The following is a 17,725-nucleotide window of genomic DNA, read 5'->3' on the forward strand; positions in this document are numbered from 1 at the left end:
GCCCTTCTATCAACTCAAGCGCTGCTGGAGAATGACCGCCAATTCTTCAACGGTATCCCAAACAACGGGACGGATCTCCTTGATTTTTACAGGGAGTGTATCGGCATCGCTGCTGCTTACGGTCCAGATCAAGGGGATGTTCAAACCGAGCGCATATCCCGCCGCAAAATACACCTCAGGAGATTGACCCGTTAAATCCGCTATCACCAGCTTGCTGTCCGCTATCGCTTCCAAGGAATATTTTTCACTGCCCTGCGTGTTCCTTTGCGCCAGCAAGCGCGGCAGATAACCGTACTGCTCGATTTTGGGGAGCAGCTTAGCCTGCCACTCCGTACGCAAATCCTCCTCATCCGAAATAAGAACGGAGCATGGCTTTAAGTTTTTTCCTGCGGCGCTGGCGACGGCTTCCCTCCATCCTTTTTCAGTCAGTTGAAAGGTAATCCCTTCCCTAATGAGCAATTGCTCGTTTCTCAGCTTATCAATGATATATACCAGTTCTTGCAGGTTGGGAGAATACGTCAGATTGTAGCTGTTGGAGAGCGGATGAATGATCACCGGCTCCCCCGGACCATTGGAATGTCTATGCAAATACTGGAGCAAACGATTCCCTTTGTCTTGAATGTTCGCCGGAATGTCGGGAGAATTTGCAATGGCTTCCATATCGTTGGCGGATAAAGCGACCTTTTCACTACAATCCGTCCGCTCCCGGATATACGCCGAAACTAAATGAAGCAAGCCGCGTTTCTTTTGGTGCGGAAGCGATTGTATTGCATTGTAGCTGTCCGTCAGCAAGCTATAAGACCCGCCGGGTGAACAGAAACAGTCCATATATCTATCATACTCGCCTTCCTGTTTAGTGAAGACAATCTTATCGCAGAACAAACAGCGTTTCTTCATCATGACAACATCACCTCTTAATCGATTGCTATCTCCTACCTTACCAAGATTTTTTTGAAAAATAGACAAGAAAATTTTTCCGCCGAAGGAGCCAAATGAATATTTTTCCTTCTTTGTCAAACACTATAAGTTAGGTTATATAGGAGGCTGATGTTTCATGTGTCAACGTTTTTCCATGGCGGCCGAGCTGGCGGAGGTTCAGGAGCATTTTCAGATCGAGCGGGTGATGTACTACTATAAAAACCGCTATAACATTAGCCCCACGCAACATACGCCGGTCGTGCTGCAGCAGAACGGGGAGCGGATTTTGGACGAGTTCCGTTGGGGATTCGTGCCCTACTGGGGAAAGGATGCGATCAACGCGGATCTCCGGAATGTGCAGCGGAATCCGACTTACCGCAGAATGGTGAACAAGCAGCGGTGCATCATCCCATGCAACGGATTTTACTATTGGAAAAATGAAGGCAAGAAGTCATACGCGGTGCGGGTCATCATGAAAAACCGCGCCATGTTCGGGGTGGCCGGTTTATACGAAATCTGGCGGGATGCGCGCGGGGAACCGCTTCGCACCTGCACTCTGGTCATGACCGAAGCCAACCCGTTGATCGGGGAATTTGAGAGCCGGATGCCGGCGATTCTCTCTCCGGAGAACATGGCCCGGTGGCTTGATGAGGGGACGAACGATTTGGATGCGTTAGATCCGATTCTGCGGCCCCATTCGGCCGAAGAGATGCATGCGTACGCGGTGGCGCCGCTGATTGACAACGACAAACACGACACGGCCGAATGCATTCGGGAGATGGATCTGGAGCGGGCGTGGATAAAACGCTGATTTTTCCGGCGCACGGAGTATGGTACCTCCGTGGCCGGTTTTTTTAATCGTACCAAGTACACTTTTTTAACAGATCGTCCCATTCCGGCTTCGGAAGAATCAAGTTTCCGTTCCAGCTTGCACTTCACAAACGCTGAAGCTTAAGATTTAGCCTTTAATGAGCATTCGCATGACGATGGCCCCTTGCCGCCGCTCCCTTTTTGAAAACCGCACGCTCGATCCATATTTTGAGCTGTGCAAAAGCATAAACAACGGTGAAGGAGCAGGCCGCTGTCGTCAGAAAAACCAACAGCAGAGCCGAGAAGAATGGAATCACGTCGAGCAGACCGCCAAACAGGCGCAGCACGATGGTCAAAATGAATACGTTCGCTGTAAATGCCCGGTACGCATAGGTAGAAAGCCATTTATAATACGGGAGCGAACGGGACCCCAGGCGAATCAAATGTCTGGCCAACATGTAGATCAGAATGATGATAACCAGGCTGTACAGCGTCATCGACGGCTTCAAATAAATCAGGTTGCCGAATGACATGCCGTTGAATCCAAAGCCGAAGAACTCCTGATTTGTCCAAATCAGCAGCAGCAGCGCCGCCGGAATAAGCAGAAACTGAAGCCGGCGGAGCACCACGTCGAACCGCTCCTTATAGACCCAGGCAATTCCGCCCAGCAGGGCATAAATAAAGTAGCTGACGAAAAAGCGGTCCAAATACCGCAGGCTGATTTCGTAAGCGCCGTGAAATACATAGGTGTCGTAGAACCACAGCCAGGCCCCGAAGGCAATGAAGCTCACGACCAACGTCGGGATGACCCGCGAAGGCTTGGCCAAAAACTTGTAGCAGACGTAGATAATGATGGGCATTAACACCTGGAACTGCAGCATCATGACCGTGTACCAGTATTGCGGCGATGAATTGCCGACCACATAGGATTCCACCAGCGTCCAAAAGGAAGTGACGGGCCGATTCACCTGCAGGTCGGGGAAGAATATCAGGCTGGCGGTCGCCCATAGAAAATACGGGACAACGAGCTCGCTGAATTTTTCCTTGTAAAAATGGGCCGGTTTCGTATACTGATTCCCTTTCACCATGCCGTATACGATGGCAAAAATAAAGACCGGCGCCGTGTATTTTACCAAATTATATAGGACGCCAAGCAAGGCCATGTCCACCTCGTTATGGGCATGTTTCAGAAACACCCCCAGCACGCTTTGCATAATCGCGCCGCAGACGGCGAACACCTTTAAAATATCACTTTCATTGATAGAGATATTTTGTTCCGCTTTGTTTTCCATAAAATGCACTTCACCCTCATTTCCAAGGATTGCGGACGAGCTTCGGGCCTGATAGGCAACGCAGCACCACCGTGCTTGTCCGCCTGTCGATGATTTCACGCAGGACGTAAGCTCCGTCCTTCGTCTCCAGTTGGATATCGATGCGGACCCCAAGCTTATCCAGCCTCTGCAGCAGGTTTGCGGCTTCCGCATAATTCATCGCTTCCGGATTGTCCATTACCAGGTCGAGATCGCTGGTGACCTTCAAGGACGGACAACCCGTCGCCATTTCGAAGCCGGCGCTGCCTGCAGGACCCCAGCGCCAGTCCGCCATTAACTCCGCTACCTTGTCCATGACCCGGATCACGGGCAGCCCTCGTCTCTCCGCAGACACGGCGTTCCACATCCGGCGCTCGGCAATTTCATAAGGCGTGACAATCCGTCCCGCTCCCTCCGGGGCAAGCAGCGCCGCTTCCCGCTGGTTCCGCTCCGCTCCCCGAATGCCTACGGGAATGCGGCCATCCGCCGGGGGGCAGGACCGCCGGACGACCACAAAGGGGGTCCGCCTTAACGAGGCCGCAGCCCATTCGTGGTTTTCATGCATGGAGAGGCAGGTAAGATCGGCAACCTCAATCAGATCGTGAGGCCGGACCGCCATTACCATTGCTCGGACAGCGTCTTGCGAACCTTCAGCGTTGCCGTGCGTCCGCCGGCCAAAGCTTCTTTGGTCTCCAGGCGGAAGCTTAGATCACGGGGCGCATCTTTGGTGCTGTCGATCGCTTCGGAAATGGTCTGTTCCACGGTTGCCACGTCACCGCTTTGAGGATCGTCCGCCTGGATGCCGGACAACAGCCGGTACAGCGGCCCCAGCGTGCTGTAGCTGCGCACGTCGTAAGCCATGGCCGGAACTTTCTTGGTCGCTTCCTCCAGCTCGGCGATGGTCCGCTTCGTGATCCGCGCCGCGGAGGCCTTGGACATGGCCTGGATATTGATTTTGTCGTCGTCCAAGGCGATCAGCCGGTTCGATTGAAGCCCATGGGCGAGGAAGCCGCCGGAAATTGCATTGCCGACGATGACGCCGATCACGGGATGGCCCGCAAGTCTGGCCGTTGCGTAAGCGTCCGCGCTCGCCGCGAGCGCAAGGCTGATCCCGACCATCTCTTCCTTGTAACCGTAAGCCTGGCTGGGGACGTCGATCACGGCGATGATCGGGCGTTTGACCTCGCTGTTCTCGTCCTGCAGGACGGCGTCCCGGACGATTTGAGCCACCGTCCACCCTTCCATCATCCCGACCTCGCCCTTTCTCACGCGCGGGAAGCGGTTTTCGGCATCCGGAACGATCGCGATATATCTGCACAATTGCCCGTTTTTCTCCACATCGGCCGCCAGCACCGTCGGAACCTCGCTGACCGGATGGGCTATTCCAGTAAGCCGTGAGAACCAGCGGTATCCTCTGCCGTCACTAGCGTCGGCCGCGCCTTCTTTAGCCAGCGGCACAGGCTGCTTGACCGGCTGTTGCTGCTTGTAAAATTCACGGTAACGCTCGGGCGTCCACGTCTCGGTCGGATCAAGGGCTTTAAGCAGGGTCAAATAAAAATCGATTTGCTCGGTTTTGGCCGGTTTGACCGGCGCACCCAGCGCGGCGTCGACCGCCTCGATCACTGCGCCTATGGTATCTTCCACCACATCATCGATCAATCCGGTATCGAGCCGCTGATTTGCCCCGATGGTGTTCCAGATCAGCGCTTTGTCGCTGGAGTCGAACTCCATTACGCCTGCCTCCTGCTCGATGACTTCCGGTCCGTTCAGACCGAGGCGGGCTTTTTTTGTAGCGATTAATGTTGTGAACAATTCGGCCGTAATGGACATGCCGCCGAACGCCCCCACGCGGCCGGGAATCAGCCCCACCACGGGAACGTATTTGCGCAGGGCTACGACTTGGGCGCCGATTTCCGAAATCGACAGCAGCCCGTAGTTCGCTTCCTGCAGCCGAACGCCGCCCGTATCGAAAATCATGATCGGATACAAGGTATTCCCTTTCTTGTTCTCTTCCAGCGCCAGTTCCAGCGCGCCGGAGATTTTCGCGCCGCTGACTTCGCCGATGCCCCCGCCTTGAAAAGCGCCTTCCATCGAAATGATCAGGACTTTCCGCTGGCGGATTTCCCCGACGGCCAAAATGATCCCGTCATCGCTCTGCGGGACGATTCCCTGCGGCTCAAGATGCGGGGACTGGAGCTTGTCCAGCGGTCCGAGCAGTTCCCGGAAGGTTCCTTCATCCAGCAGCGCTTTGGCGCGATCGCGTCCGTTCAGTTCCACAAAACTATTCTGCATAATCGAGCACCTCCAAAACTTGGGTAAATCTTAACATCACTACACCCGGAGTGGCTCCGAAATCATGAACCGTAAAATTGGCGGTAATCGGATAACGGTTGAAAAAGCGGGTCAGCACGTTCTGCCAAACTTGTCCGAATCCGTCGCTGCCCGTCAGAATGCTGACGTTGCTCGTTTGGCCTTCCACCGGCTCCACAATGATCTCCAAATCCCCCGAACCGACGACGCCGATGTGCGCGGGCTTTTGGATCGGCTTTGAAGTTTGATATTGAAATTCTAATCTTTCCATATCTAAAGGGACACCTCCATGAAATAGGTTAATCGACAAGAAACAAGGTTGCGGCGAGCAAATCGGCGCTGCCTCCGGGAGAAAGCCGCTTTGCCTCGCAATACGCGGACAGGCGGTGAAACAGCTTCCGGCCCGTTAGGGTGGTGAAGCCGCCCGCAGCCAGGAACGCGCCGGACATCCGCTTGACGGCCAGCAGATCCGGCCAATCGCCGCGGTGCAGGATGCAGGTGTCGTCCACCGTGGCCATCAAGGCCAACAAAGCCTCAATGCGGGCTTCCTCCTCCGTTTTCCCGCAAGCTCTGGCCCGCAGCAAGGCGGGCAGTGCCGCTTCCCGCACATGGGGAAAACCGAACTGGGCTTCTTCCGCAGCCCCCATAACCGCATACTTCCGCTTAACCGCCTGCCCATGGGTGCGCTGCTTTGGGCGGAACCGGTCAGGGAACGAGGCGATGGTCCCGGCGATGCTCATAATCCGGTACGGATTTCGTTCCTCCGGGAAAGCGGCCCGTGCGCTGGTAAGAAGACCCAGGGCCCAAATCGCTCCTTTATGCGTGTTGACGCCGTTTGTGGCGGCGAGCATCGCTTTCTCGCCTTCCCGCCCGATGAAAGCGATTTGTTCGCGTAACGACTGGTTCACCGGATGAAGGTAAGAGACCCGGGCGATTTCCCGGAATGTTCCTTCCAGAGCCTTCGCTGATTTCAGCATAAGCTCAAGGGTCATATCCGTATGGGAACCGTTGTCTCTGGCGTCCACAAGCCCTGGCTTGGGCGTTAGCAGGGCCTCGTCCATAAGCGCCTTCACGGCTTTACCGGCCAAGGCCGCCCCAAACGCCGCGTGAGTTGCCGCCAGCATGGCTTTAAGACCAGCTGCGGAATTTAGCCGGCGGCTCGTACAGCCCGTCCGACCAATCCACAAGGTCGTTGATTGTCTGCGCCGCGAGCAGCGAACGCTTAGCTTGTCTGCGCATGATGCCGAGATCCTCCGGATAGGCCACAATGCCTCTGTCGCGCAGCCGGCTCACATCGCTTTCGCTGCTCTCCATGCCCAGGGGCGATACGCCGGCAATGGCCGCGAGCGCTTGCTTTCTTTCCTCGATGCTGTCCGTTTTGTAAAGGTAAGCGATGCCTTCCTCGGTGACGACGTGGGTGACATCGTCGCCGTAAATCATGACCGGCGTAACCGCGAGGCCGGATTCTTCCTTCACCTTGACGGCGTCGAGCGAATCCACGAATACCGGCTTCTTGTTGGCGCCATAGGTTTCCACCATCTGCACAACCAGCTTGCGGCCTTTGGAGAGCTCGTGCGGGTGCTCGATCATGTCGAGCCACGCCTTTGTCGCATGCCGGCGTCCGCGGGGATCATGGCCCATGTTCGGCGCGCCGCCGAAGCCGGACAATCTGCCGGAGGTCACGGTGGACGAGTTGCCGAGCGGATCGATCTGCAGCGTCGAGCCGATGAACATGTCCACGGCGAATTGCCCCGCCACCTGGCCCATCGCCCGGTTGGAGCGCATCGTGCCGTCCTTGCCGACGAAAAATACGTCGGAACGGGCCGCGATATATTTTTCCATCCCGACCTCGCCGCCGAAGCTGTGGATGCTTTCCACCCAGCCGGACTCAATCGCCGGAATCAGGGTCGGGTGAGGGTTCAAGGCCCAATGCTTGGCGATTTTGCCCTTCAACCCGAGCTCTTCGCCGTAGGTGGGCAGCAGCAGCTCAATCGCCGCGGTATTAAAACCGATGCCATGGTTCAGCGACTGTACATGGTGTTTACTGTAAATGCCCTTGATCGCCATCATCCCCATCAGGATATGCAGCTCCGTGATGTTTTGCGGGTCGCGGGTAAACAGCGCCTCCAGCGCATACGGCTTGTCGGCTTTGACGATCACGTCCACCCAGGAGGCCGGAATATCCGTTCTCGGCAGCTCGTCCACGATTTCGTTAACCTGCACGATGACGATGCCGTCCTTGAAAGCCGCGGCTTCCACGATCGTCGGGGTTTCTTCGGTGTTGAAGCCGGTATAAAGGTTGCCCTCGCGGTCCGCTTTGTCCGCCGCCACCAGCACGACGTCCGGAATCAGATCGATAAAAAGGCGTCCGAACAATTCCAAATACGTATGGATGTCGCCGAGCTTCAGCCTTCCATCTTCGATCATTTGCGCGATGCGCAGGCTTTGCGAGCCGCTGTAGGAGAAATCCAGCCGCCCGGCGATGCCTTTTTCGAAAATATCCAGATGCTCGGGTCTGGAAATGCTGGACATGATCATATGCAGATCATGCACCTTGCCGGGATCGACTTCCAGCAGCTTCTCGGACAGAAAAGACGCCTGCTTCTGGTTGTCCCCCTCCAGGACGACCCTGGCGCCCGGTTCCATCAACGCCTCCAGGATATCGACGATCCGGGAAGCATCGACGTATTTTCCGTCCAGCCATTTCCCTACCTTCTTTAATTTCTCCAGTTTTTTATCGCGTTTTTGTGACCAGGAACGCACCACTTTGCTCATTCTTCTTGCTCCTTCCATTTTCTGATCAGATACTCGGCCGCTTCCGGACCAACCTCGTCCACGGCAATCTGCCGGGTGCCGCTGTGGGCCTGCTTGACAAGGCGGGAAAGCGTATGGCCCGGGGGCATTTCGATAAAGCAGCCGGCTCCGGATTCGACGCAGACGGCCGCCATGTCGGTCCAGCGAACGGGATAAGCTACGTTAAGGGCCAAATCCTCGGCGATTTTCTCCTTCGCCCTGAGCATTCTCCCCGTGTGGTTCGCCAAATAAGGAATTTCGGGTTCCCGCAACGGAAAGGTCCGTACCAGTTCCAATAACTCCTCGGATATATCTGACATCAAAGGGCAATGCGAGGGAATCGGCACCTTCAACAGCGCGGTTTTGCTTGCCCCCAGCGCTTTCGCCTGCCCAAAAGCCCGCCAAATCCCTTCCAATGAGCCGGAAAGGACGAATTGCTGCTCGGCGTTCATATTGGAGAGGTAGACGGGCGCCGCCTCGCTGTGGGAGCGGTCTACGGCTTGCTGAACTTCCGCTTTGGTCAGCCCGATGACGACACCCATTCCGTAGCCTTCCGGGTAAGCCTCTTCCATTAGTTTGGCCCGGCGCCACACGAGCCGAAGCGCATCCTCGAACGAGAGAACCCCGGCAATAACCGCGGCGGGAAAAGCGCCGATGGAGTGCCCGGCCACGAATTGAGGGCGTATGCCCCGCTCGATAAGCCGGTACGCGAACGCGGTCTCCTTCACGAAAAGCGCCGCCTGAATCCAGACCGTCGAATTCATCGCCTCCTCATCGTCGCGCAAGGGGGTACCTACTATATTCGTTGCTTTTTTCACATACTCGGGCACATCCTGCAGCATACCGGGAACCTGCGCCCCTTGACCGGGAAAAGCAAATACGATGTTCAGAATCTCACCACCTTTAGCGGATTCGTCTTCTTTACACTGTTCATTGTAAGAAGCCCGTAAAAAACTGTAAAATACATATATTCACATATGATCGATAACCGGACGGTTATAAGCGGTAGTTCAAAAAGTCAGCTTTTGATCACGAAGCAGATCATGAAGCGGACTCGGCATCGAATCTTGAATTCAGCCGGGCCTTCCGTTGCTCACGTAGGATCTTCCTACGCTCCGCTACTCAGTCCCTAGCTTCATCCAACCTTCTCGGTGCTGAAAAGCCGACTTTTTGAACACACATTTTAATGGGAGAAAACGCACTATAAAGGGGATGGATTCAGCATGGATATTCTGCAGCTTAAATATTTTCAAGTCACCTCAAAACATGAAAATGTAACGCGGGCCGCCGACGAGCTGTTTATCTCGCAGCCTGCGCTCAGCAAAATGATTCGAAACCTGGAGTCGGAATTGGGGGTACAGTTGTTTGACCGGGAAGGCAAGCATATCGTGCTGAACCAATACGGTAAAAAATTTCTGAAACGGGTGAACCAGTCGCTGTCCGCTCTGGAGCAAGGCGTGTCCGAGATCAAGGAAATGCAGCAGGAGAAAATTGAGATCATTACGCTGTATGTCGCCGTAGGTTCCATGCTGCTGCCCAATCTTGTCCAGCAGTTTCGCGGCCTGTACCCGAAGATCCGGTTTAACCTGACCCAGCATCCCACCCAGATCAGGAAAGAGCTGGCTTACGATTTCGCGATTACCTCCGAAGAGATCGCAGGCAATGAACACACCGTTCTGCTTGAAGAGGAAATTTTGCTCGGCGTGCCGGCGGCTCACCCGCTCAGTTCGCTTGATTCCGTATCACTGAAAAACCTGGAGCATGAGAAGTTCATCAGCCTGACGACAAGCCATCCGCTGCGAAGAACGACCGACCGCTTCTTCGCGCAGCTGCCGTACGAACCGGACATCGTCTTTGAAAGCGATGATCCCGCTACGGTCAGAGGGTTGATCCAGACCGGCATCGGCGTCTCCTTCATCCCATCCATTCTATGGAGCAAGGTGGTTACCGAAGATATCAAGCTGCTCCACATTAGCGAACCCCGGTGCAAGCGCACCATCTATTTGTCCTGGCCCGCCGGAGAGCGGCTGACCGACACGGAAAACTCGTTTTTCGAGTTTATCCTTGAGTTCTTCCGGGAGATCGGCTCGGGTTATGTGTGAATATTAGACTGGCAAAAAAATGCGGCAGCCTCGGACCAGAATAAAAGTCCAGGACTGCCGCTATATTATTAAACTTATAGCTGCTGGTTATGCTTGCAAATTCAACTCCCGCTTTAAACGGTCCAGTTGCAGGAGATGATGCCGGTAATGCATCTCGATCAGCAAAAACCACTCCTTGGCGTTCAGCGGGCCAAGTCTGGGATGCGGCATCTTGCTGTGTTCGGGCGCCTGACTCAAAGCGGGTTCGGTGCGTTTCATCCGCTCCGCTACACCACGCAGCCCTTCCGACAGCTGCTGCTTGCTCTCCGGCTGCTGCGGCGTGTATTGCGGCGAAGCCGGGACCCGAATCCGAATGGGCGGAAAGCTCCCCAGTTTGAATACCGCCCTGCCCTGCTCCGTTTTTTCCCCCGTATGGACCAAGGTTGCTTCGCTTTCGGCCAAACATTGGTCGATATGGCTCAAATGCATGAATTGCGCCGATTGGATCAAATGCATGTACATTTGCCCGATGGACCATTCCTCCTCATCCGTTTTTTTCAGCAGCTGCTCCATATCGAGGTTTTCCAGTTCGCTCAAATACCGTTCCACCGTTGCTTCAAACGCCTGCAATGCCTCAGCCGTACTTCTCATCATTACAAACAACTCCTCTTCAATCATGGATATACTCCCATTATAAAAAGACGCTACTGACAACAGCGTGTCAGTAGCGTTTTAAAATTTTTTCGGCCTCTTCCCGAATCCGGCGGCGGAGGGAATCCGGTTCCAGCACCTCGACCTCCCCGCCCCAACCGAGGACATATGGCAGCAGTTCCTCCAACTGCCGGACGCGAAAAGTGACCCGCAGTCCGTCCTCCCGTTCCTCAATTTCTTCTACATAAAAATTAACGGTCTCGGCGATTTTGTCGGCGATATCGGGGTTCACCCGAACCAGCACCTGCAGGTTACGGTCATTCGGCGGGCGATAACGGCTTAGATTAAACCCGGGCGGCATGGAAAACCGTTCTTCCAATACGGCAAGCTCCGTCATCCGCGACAAGCGGAAATGGCGGATATCCTGCCGCAGCTCGCAGCGCGCGACCAAAACCCAATTCCCCTGTACGAGCGTCAGCCCGTATGGCGCGGCCTCCCGCCTGCTCTCCCTGCCCCCGCCCGCTTCCGGGATTTTTTTCAGATACGTAAAGCTTATTTTACGCCGCTCCAAAATCGCGCGTCTTACTTGGCCGAGATAGTCTTTCTCCTTCCGCCCGGTTACCGGTTCGCCGGCACGAAGGAGCCGCATCGTCTCCCGTACGCGCGCCGACTCGCCGCGCACCGGCTCCGGGAGAATCGCTTCGATTTTGCGCTTGGCCGCTTTGGCCACCCTGCCGTAATCGCTATCCAGCCTCTGCTCTATAAAATCCGTCCCCATAAGCAAGGCCACGGCCTCTTCCGCGGTAAATCCGACCGGCGGCAAAAAGTATCCTTCCATTAAGGAATAACCCTGCCCGGGAGCTCCGACAATCGGAACCCCCGCTTCGCTCAAGGCTTGAATGTCGCGGTATATCGTCCGCACGCTTGTCTCGAAATGAGCCGCCAAATCCTCAGCCCGGAGCACCTTGCTTCGCTGCAGTTCAAGCGTTATGGCGAGCTGCCGTTCGGTTTTGTTCATGTTCTTTTACCCTCGCCTCGAATAATTAAACGTTGTCACTAAGCATGTATTTCCAGATCGATATCATTTTGATTTAAAAACTTCAATAAATCGTTATTCAACCGCACAATTTCATTGTTTGCGCTACTCGCATAGTCCGGCAACATCATATCCTTAACCATTTTAGTCCGGAGCCATATCATAAAGAAAAAATCCAAAATCAAATTAGGGAATTTAAGCACAATTTTGAGTGCAGATGGATTAATAGCAATGCCAGCTTTTTGGATTGCCTTTAAATACGTTTTTAAAGTGATTGTTATTTTATGTGCCGTTTTTCTGGTTTTAGCTGTTTTTTCATCAACGATCTTATCTTCAGAATGCAAAACACTAAGCATGGCAATGTCCGATACTGAATGTGTGATTAGATAAGCTTTCATATCCTTATTAATGGCGTAGGGAAGTTTTGCTGTTTCAAATAATTTTGCCAGGTTTTCCGCACGTTCTGTCACTAAACCATTAATTTCTCCAAACATAGTAGCCACTAGAACCTGTGGTGGAAACCGGGCATACAAAATGCCATCTTTAATCTGTCCGCCGGCACCGGGGAAAGCTGGTAAAAGTCTATCTCCAACAATATCCAGCCACGAAGAAAATCCCATTGAATTGCTGATCATCGTAACAATATTTTTGCTTTGATTGTCTTTTAAGGCTAACAACGCTGATTCGGATCGATCGTAGCGAACTGTAACGAAAATAAAATCATATACATCATCATTTTCAAGCGTATCAATGACATTTACTTTTATAGATTTAACCGCACCTTTTGCATAATATTGAAGGCCATTTTCTTTCAATGTTGTATATCTATTAGAACGCGCAAACAGAGTGACGTCAACTCCTGCTTCAATGAATTTGATTGCGTATGCGCTGCCTATAACACCTGCACCAAAAATTAAAACTCTATTTTGTTTTGCTGACATAAAACCACCCCTATTTTTCAACATCTCCTTTTAATCATCAGACAACATGTTGTATAATGTGATCATAGATCTTTATTATTCCTACATCAACCATCAGTTTTTTATTATTTGTCGGATGATATTTTTGTTCGAATAGGAGTATAAAATGAAAAAGCAGCCAGAAATAACGGAGAAAACAAAACAAATCTTTATAGATGTTTTTTGTGAGTTATATCGCCAAAAGCCGATTGAAAAAATCTCCATTCAAGAGATTGCGAATAAGTCAGGATATAACCGCAGTACATTTTATCAATACTTTTCTGATATTTACGAACTGTTAGACTTTGTTGAAAATAATTTGTTGAACTACATAAAAGAAGAATTGGCGAATAAAGAGTTATCGATGCACACGGTCCAAAATGCGCTCCATTGTTTGGACAAAAGGGAGTATCTCTCGACTCTCAGTGCCCTCCTGGGCGATTATGGAAGCACTCGGTTTTTAAATCGTTTAAAAAGGGAAATCGCCTTGAATAGATTGGAATTAAACATTCCGCAAAACCAGTCCATAACGCCGTACTTGATTGAGTTTTACCTCTCAACATCCCTTTCTTTATTTCGTCTTTGGCTCCAGCGACAAAAGGATTTATCATCAGAAGAATTTTTCAAGTTAGTGGACAACCTGTATACAAAGGGGATTACCCCCTATTCTAAATAATAAATCTGCCATTCAACAAAGATGAACGAACCTCAGGCGCTTCTGCGCCGAGTTCGTCCATCTTTTTCAGGAAACCTCTTTCAATATTAGTTGAAGCCGCCGTTTACGCGAATCGTCTGTCCCGTAATCCACCGGGCTTTGTTGCTAACGAGCAGCTCAATCGCATTCGCGATATCCTCCGGTTCGCCAAGCCGTCCAAACGCATTCATCCGCCGATACGAATCAATCAGCTCCTCCGACTTGCCGTTCAAAAATAACTCGGTGGATACTTGACCCGGGGCAATGCAATTAATGATGATGTCTTTAGGGCCGAATTCCTTTGCCAATTGGCGGGTCAACTGCTCGACCGCGCCTTTTGTCGCCGCGTATACGCTGTAAGTCGGCAGCATGGCGCCGGCCACGGAGGTCGATAGATTGATGATCGTCCCGCCTTTTTCCATATGCTTCATTGCTTGCTGACAGGCGAAATATGTCCCTTTCACGTTAATGGCAAAATGCCGGTCAAACATCTCCTCCGTTACATCTCCTAATGCCTTGTACTCCATGATGCCGGCATTATTGACGAGGATATCCACGCGCCCATATTTCTCGAGCGCCGCGGCGAACAACGCCTCGACTTCGCTGACGTTGCCGACGTTGGCACGGATTGCGGCCGCTTCCCCGCCGGACTGCTCTATTGTCTTTACTACCTCGTCCGCTTTTTCCGGATTCGAAGAATAATTGACAACCACCTTTGCCCCGGACTGCGCTAACTGGAGGGCTATTTGTCTTCCAATCCCTCTTGACGCCCCGGTGACGATGGCAACTTTTCCATTCAAGCTCATATTAGTCTCTCCTTTATTGATTTTGGCTAGGCGATTGATCGCCGGAGTCAACCTTGCAAGTTCATTATAATAAGCGCTTGAATGATCCCGTTAGAACATACCTGTTCAATCCTTGCCTAATTCTCTTCGTTTAAATCCGGAACAGCCGCCGGTATCCAGCCGGCCAGCAATGCACCCCCGTCGGGATGATTGCTTGCGGTAAGCTCGCCTCCATGGCGCCTGACAATTCTTCGTGAAATGGTTAATCCTAATCCGCTGCCTCCGGTGGACCGGCTTCGGGATGCTTCCCCGCGGTATAGAGGTTCGAAAACGCGCTCCAGATCTTCCGAAGAGAAGCCCGGCCCCGTATCACGGATTGTAAACTTTACTTTATCGCCCTCTTGATAACTTTGAACAACAATTTCACCGCCATTAGGGGTATGTCTGACGGCATTATCCAACAGATTGTTTATGGCACGCTCCAATAGGTGTGCGTCGCCGCTAATCAGCAAATCGTCCGTGGCATGGTTTGAAATCGAGATCCGCTTCTGCCGGGCTAGCGGGCTCAGACTGTCTACCGCCTTCTGGAGTATAAGTTTAAAATCAACCGAGTTATTGTTCAGTTCCGCCTCCAAATACTCCATCTTTGTAAAGGTGAACAGGTCCTCGACGAGACGGTCCAATTGTGCCGATTTTTCCTTGCAAACCGCCAAATATTTTGCCATTTTCTCCGGCGATTCCGCAATTCCTTGCTCCAAACCGTCCAAATAACCGCGCAACGCGAACAGCGGTGTCCGTAAATCATGCGCGACCGCGGCAATCACGAACCGGCGCTCCTCTTCCAATTCCACTTGTTTCCGGTACGACTGCTGCAGCCCATTTACCATCGCTTCAAATCCGTCGCGGACTTCAGCGATTTCCGTAATCCTGGACCGGGGCAACCGCACATCCCAATCTCCCGCGGCAATTTGTCTGGCCGCATTGCCCATCTTCTCGAGCGGTTTAAGCAGGAACCGCCGCATTTCAACAGCGATAATAAAAAATGCCAATAAAAATCCGGCAAACGCCGAAATCATTTGAACGGTATTGGACTTGGGCAGATAAATGACCGCCCTTCCCAGCAAATGACCGTCCTCAATGACGGAAATCCGTTCCGTAGACCGCAGCGAGCCGCGGCGCTCCGGGTTGGACCGGTAAATCTCCTGATCCGACGCCGATAAAATAGCCGCATCCATATTCGCTTTCCGCAGCTCTTCATGCAGCTTTGTCTGCCAAATAGGATCCCTCCACTTGTCCGAACCGGCTTCAATCCTGTCAATGATCCCGTTTAATTTTGCTTGCAGCGCTTCATCTTGCAGCCCGCTGTTTGCGATGCTTAGCGTTTTGGTTTCCATAAAGTGAGCTGTCAGAAAGAATATCCACGGCAATGAGAGGATGAACAAGAAGCAAAGCAAAGTAAACGTGCGTATGCGAAGTGTTCTCATTTTATCCTCCCTCAAAGCGATACCCTACTCCCCATACGTTTACCAGGTATTCCGGATGGTTCGGATCGGATTCGATCTTTTCGCGCAGCCGGCTGAGATGAACTCGAATCGTATGGCGATCGCCCACCCCATCCCAAAATTTTGCGAGCAGTTGTTCATAGGAAAACACATGTCTCGGGTGCTCGGCGAATAATCGCAACAGCTCATATTCCTTGGGCGTGAGCACGACGTTTTTCCCGTCCGCCAGCACTTCTCTGGTCGACAAGTTTAACTTGATGCGGCCGTAATCGAGGATTCTCCCATCCGCTTGCCGGCCCCCAGCGGTGCGCCGCAAGACGGCTTTTACCCTGGCCACGATCTCTCCGGGCGAAGCGGTTTTGACGATATAGTCATCGCCGCCGAGCGTCAAGCCGCGAATCTTGTCCACATCGTCGCTGCGCGCGCTAAGGAACAGGATCGGCACGCTGCTTTCCGCCCGAATCCGCCGGCACAGCTCAAACCCGTTTTGCCCCGGCATCATGATGTCGAGAACGATACAATCGACGGAGTTTTGCTCCAACAAAGCCCATGCCTCAGCGGCGTCGCCCGCGGTGATGACTTGAAATTGGTCGTTCTCCAAAAAGTCCCTTAATAGTTCAACGATACTTTGGTCGTCGTCTACGACGAGTATCGTATGGAATGAGCTCATCAGTATCCCACCTTCATCCCCTAGTTTATCATCTTTTCGGAAAGAACTGACAAACCCTTATGTTTTGTGATGGATTGTTTATTGTTTTGTGACCTTTTTACAGCTTTGTTTGAGATATTCGTTTGTTATGATTGGATTTACTTTGAACTAGGAGGATTTACTGATGCTAACCGTTCAAGTTGTGTTGTTTGACGGCTTCGACCTGTTGGATGCCATCGCCCCTTACGAGGTGTTTAACGCCGCTGGCAGGCATGCCGAAAACGCGGTGAGCGTAGAGTTCGTCACCGCCGAAGGGCCGAGGTCCGTGACCAGCGGTGTCAACGGGTTGAAAATTGAAGCCAGCGGCCGGCTTAATCCGCAGCAGGCGGGGATCATTCTCGTGCCTGGCGCGGCGGGGGACGTCGAAGGCGATGGCCCCGATTCGATCCCGGCCATTTTGAGCAGAACGGCGCAAACGGAATTGACCGGACTGATGGAGCAAGCCTTCAGGCAACAAGACATCGTCGTCGCCACCGTATGCGGCGGTTCCCTGCTGCTGGCCATGGGAGGGCTGCTGGAAGGCAGAAAGGCGGTAACCCATCATTTGGGCATGGCTGTACTTGGCGCAACCGGAGCGATTCCCGTCCCGGCACGGGTCGTGGATGACGGCAACCTCGTTTCCGGCGGCGGCGTAACTTCCGGACTCGATGTAGCGCTGTACCTGGTGGAACGTGAGCTTGGACCGCGTATCGCCCACGCGGTAGAGCAGTTATTCGAATTTGAACGGAGGGGAACGGTCTGGAGGGAAACCGGACTGGCGCCCGGTGGACAGAAGCAAAAGGCGGCCGGCGAACCGAACATCGCGGCGGATAAAGCGCCCGCACCTTATACTGCCGGGGATAACCAAATCGCCCAGACATCCGTCTTCGAGGGGGACTGGGACGCGACGATCGTTACGCCCGTGGGGAAAATGCAGGTAAAACTCTCCATCTCAACGAGCAACGGGGGGATCGAAGGCAACGCAACACAAGGGAATGAGACGGTCCCGTTTTTGGACCCCGTCCTGCAGGACGGCAAGCTTACCTGGTCGCTGCGGATCATGAAACCACTGCGCTTAAATCTGAAATTCGAAGCCGTCGTAGACGGAGATGACCTGATCGGCGTCGCCAAGGCCGGCATGCTGCCGTCATCCAAATTAACCGGAAAACGGGTTTCTTGAGCCGGGGG

18 protein-coding genes are annotated in these 17,725 nt (G+C 53.0%); 4 read left to right on the forward strand and 14 right to left on the reverse strand.

The features are described from left to right. Nucleotides 1-9: 9 nt before the first annotated feature. A complete protein-coding gene (locus tag NYE69_RS19605) occupies nucleotides 10-900 on the reverse strand; it encodes a hypothetical protein (RefSeq protein ID WP_340927524.1) in 891 nt (296 codons plus the stop codon). Nucleotides 901-1,054: 154 nt separating this feature from the next. On the opposite strand from NYE69_RS19605, the gene NYE69_RS19610 reads away from it, so the two are divergent. After that, a complete protein-coding gene (locus NYE69_RS19610) occupies nucleotides 1,055-1,729 on the forward strand; it encodes an SOS response-associated peptidase (protein WP_328271386.1) in 675 nt (224 codons plus the stop codon). 154 nt (nucleotides 1,730-1,883) lie between these two features. Here NYE69_RS19610 and NYE69_RS19615 read toward each other — a convergent pair whose 3' ends face one another. Genes NYE69_RS19615 through NYE69_RS19645 form a run of 7 tightly spaced genes read right to left on the reverse strand, consistent with a single transcriptional unit; the run spans nucleotide 1,884 to nucleotide 8,959 of the window. Further along, nucleotides 1,884-3,020 carry an acyltransferase family protein gene (locus NYE69_RS19615; protein ID WP_340927526.1) on the reverse strand — a complete coding sequence of 379 codons (1,137 nt, stop codon included), beginning with the start codon at nucleotides 3,018-3,020 and terminating at the stop codon, nucleotides 1,884-1,886. Nucleotides 3,021-3,036: 16 nt separating this feature from the next. Next, entirely contained in the window at nucleotides 3,037-3,657 is a 621-nt protein-coding gene (locus NYE69_RS19620; RefSeq protein WP_328271389.1) for a malonate decarboxylase holo-ACP synthase, read from the reverse strand. Further along, nucleotides 3,657-5,330, reverse strand: a complete 1,674-nt coding sequence (gene mdcD / locus NYE69_RS19625) for a biotin-independent malonate decarboxylase subunit beta (protein ID WP_328271390.1) — start codon at nucleotides 5,328-5,330, stop codon at nucleotides 3,657-3,659. The genes NYE69_RS19620 and mdcD overlap by 1 nt, the downstream gene beginning before the upstream one ends. Further along, entirely contained in the window at nucleotides 5,320-5,619 is a 300-nt protein-coding gene (gene mdcC / locus NYE69_RS19630; protein ID WP_328271391.1) for a malonate decarboxylase acyl carrier protein, read from the reverse strand. Before mdcC ends, mdcD begins: the two co-directional genes overlap by 11 nt. Nucleotides 5,620-5,647: 28 nt before the next feature. Further along, nucleotides 5,648-6,472, reverse strand: coding sequence for a triphosphoribosyl-dephospho-CoA synthase (locus NYE69_RS19635; RefSeq protein WP_328271392.1), 825 nt, complete (start codon nucleotides 6,470-6,472; stop codon nucleotides 5,648-5,650). 4 nt (nucleotides 6,473-6,476) lie between these two features. After that, nucleotides 6,477-8,123, reverse strand: a complete 1,647-nt coding sequence (gene mdcA, locus NYE69_RS19640) for a malonate decarboxylase subunit alpha (RefSeq protein ID WP_328271393.1) — start codon at nucleotides 8,121-8,123, stop codon at nucleotides 6,477-6,479. Then, complete coding sequence (locus tag NYE69_RS19645; RefSeq protein WP_328271394.1) at nucleotides 8,120-8,959, reverse strand: ACP S-malonyltransferase; 840 nt, start codon at nucleotides 8,957-8,959, stop codon at nucleotides 8,120-8,122. The genes mdcA and NYE69_RS19645 overlap by 4 nt, the downstream gene beginning before the upstream one ends. A gap of 405 nt (nucleotides 8,960-9,364) precedes the next feature. Between NYE69_RS19645 and NYE69_RS19650 the strand changes: the two genes are divergently transcribed. Next, nucleotides 9,365-10,243, forward strand: a complete 879-nt coding sequence (locus NYE69_RS19650; protein ID WP_328271395.1) for a LysR family transcriptional regulator — start codon at nucleotides 9,365-9,367, stop codon at nucleotides 10,241-10,243. An 87-nt stretch (nucleotides 10,244-10,330) separates the two neighbouring features. On the opposite strand, the gene NYE69_RS19655 is transcribed toward NYE69_RS19650, so the two are convergent. The 3 genes from NYE69_RS19655 to NYE69_RS19665 form a co-directional block, all read right to left on the reverse strand. Next, nucleotides 10,331-10,873 carry a DinB family protein gene (locus tag NYE69_RS19655; RefSeq protein WP_328271424.1) on the reverse strand — a complete coding sequence of 181 codons (543 nt, stop codon included), beginning with the start codon at nucleotides 10,871-10,873 and terminating at the stop codon, nucleotides 10,331-10,333. A gap of 70 nt (nucleotides 10,874-10,943) precedes the next feature. Next, complete coding sequence (locus NYE69_RS19660) at nucleotides 10,944-11,891, reverse strand: helix-turn-helix transcriptional regulator (RefSeq protein WP_328271396.1); 948 nt, start codon at nucleotides 11,889-11,891, stop codon at nucleotides 10,944-10,946. Between the two features lie 38 nt (nucleotides 11,892-11,929). Next, nucleotides 11,930-12,850 carry a ketopantoate reductase family protein gene (locus tag NYE69_RS19665; RefSeq protein WP_328271397.1) on the reverse strand — a complete coding sequence of 307 codons (921 nt, stop codon included), beginning with the start codon at nucleotides 12,848-12,850 and terminating at the stop codon, nucleotides 11,930-11,932. Nucleotides 12,851-12,995: 145 nt separating this feature from the next. On the opposite strand from NYE69_RS19665, the gene NYE69_RS19670 reads away from it, so the two are divergent. Beyond that, nucleotides 12,996-13,544, forward strand: coding sequence for a TetR/AcrR family transcriptional regulator (locus NYE69_RS19670; protein WP_328271398.1), 549 nt, complete (start codon nucleotides 12,996-12,998; stop codon nucleotides 13,542-13,544). A gap of 86 nt (nucleotides 13,545-13,630) precedes the next feature. On the opposite strand, the gene NYE69_RS19675 is transcribed toward NYE69_RS19670, so the two are convergent. The 3 genes from NYE69_RS19675 to NYE69_RS19685 all read right to left on the reverse strand — a co-directional run bounded on the left by NYE69_RS19675 (nucleotide 13,631) and on the right by NYE69_RS19685 (nucleotide 16,519). Then, nucleotides 13,631-14,368 carry an SDR family oxidoreductase gene (locus tag NYE69_RS19675; protein ID WP_328271399.1) on the reverse strand — a complete coding sequence of 246 codons (738 nt, stop codon included), beginning with the start codon at nucleotides 14,366-14,368 and terminating at the stop codon, nucleotides 13,631-13,633. A 116-nt stretch (nucleotides 14,369-14,484) separates the two neighbouring features. Further along, nucleotides 14,485-15,831: a sensor histidine kinase gene (locus tag NYE69_RS19680; RefSeq protein ID WP_328271400.1), complete on the reverse strand. Its 1,347-nt coding sequence runs from the start codon at nucleotides 15,829-15,831 to the stop codon at nucleotides 14,485-14,487. Between the two features lies 1 nt (nucleotide 15,832). Next, nucleotides 15,833-16,519 carry a response regulator transcription factor gene (locus NYE69_RS19685; protein WP_328271401.1) on the reverse strand — a complete coding sequence of 229 codons (687 nt, stop codon included), beginning with the start codon at nucleotides 16,517-16,519 and terminating at the stop codon, nucleotides 15,833-15,835. A 163-nt stretch (nucleotides 16,520-16,682) separates the two neighbouring features. On the opposite strand from NYE69_RS19685, the gene NYE69_RS19690 reads away from it, so the two are divergent. Then, nucleotides 16,683-17,717: a DJ-1/PfpI family protein gene (locus NYE69_RS19690; protein WP_328271402.1), complete on the forward strand. Its 1,035-nt coding sequence runs from the start codon at nucleotides 16,683-16,685 to the stop codon at nucleotides 17,715-17,717. Nucleotides 17,718-17,725 lie beyond the last annotated feature (8 nt).

Source organism: Paenibacillus sp. FSL R5-0527 (assembly GCF_038008055.1).
Lineage (GTDB): Bacteria > Bacillota > Bacilli > Paenibacillales > Paenibacillaceae > Fontibacillus > Fontibacillus macerans.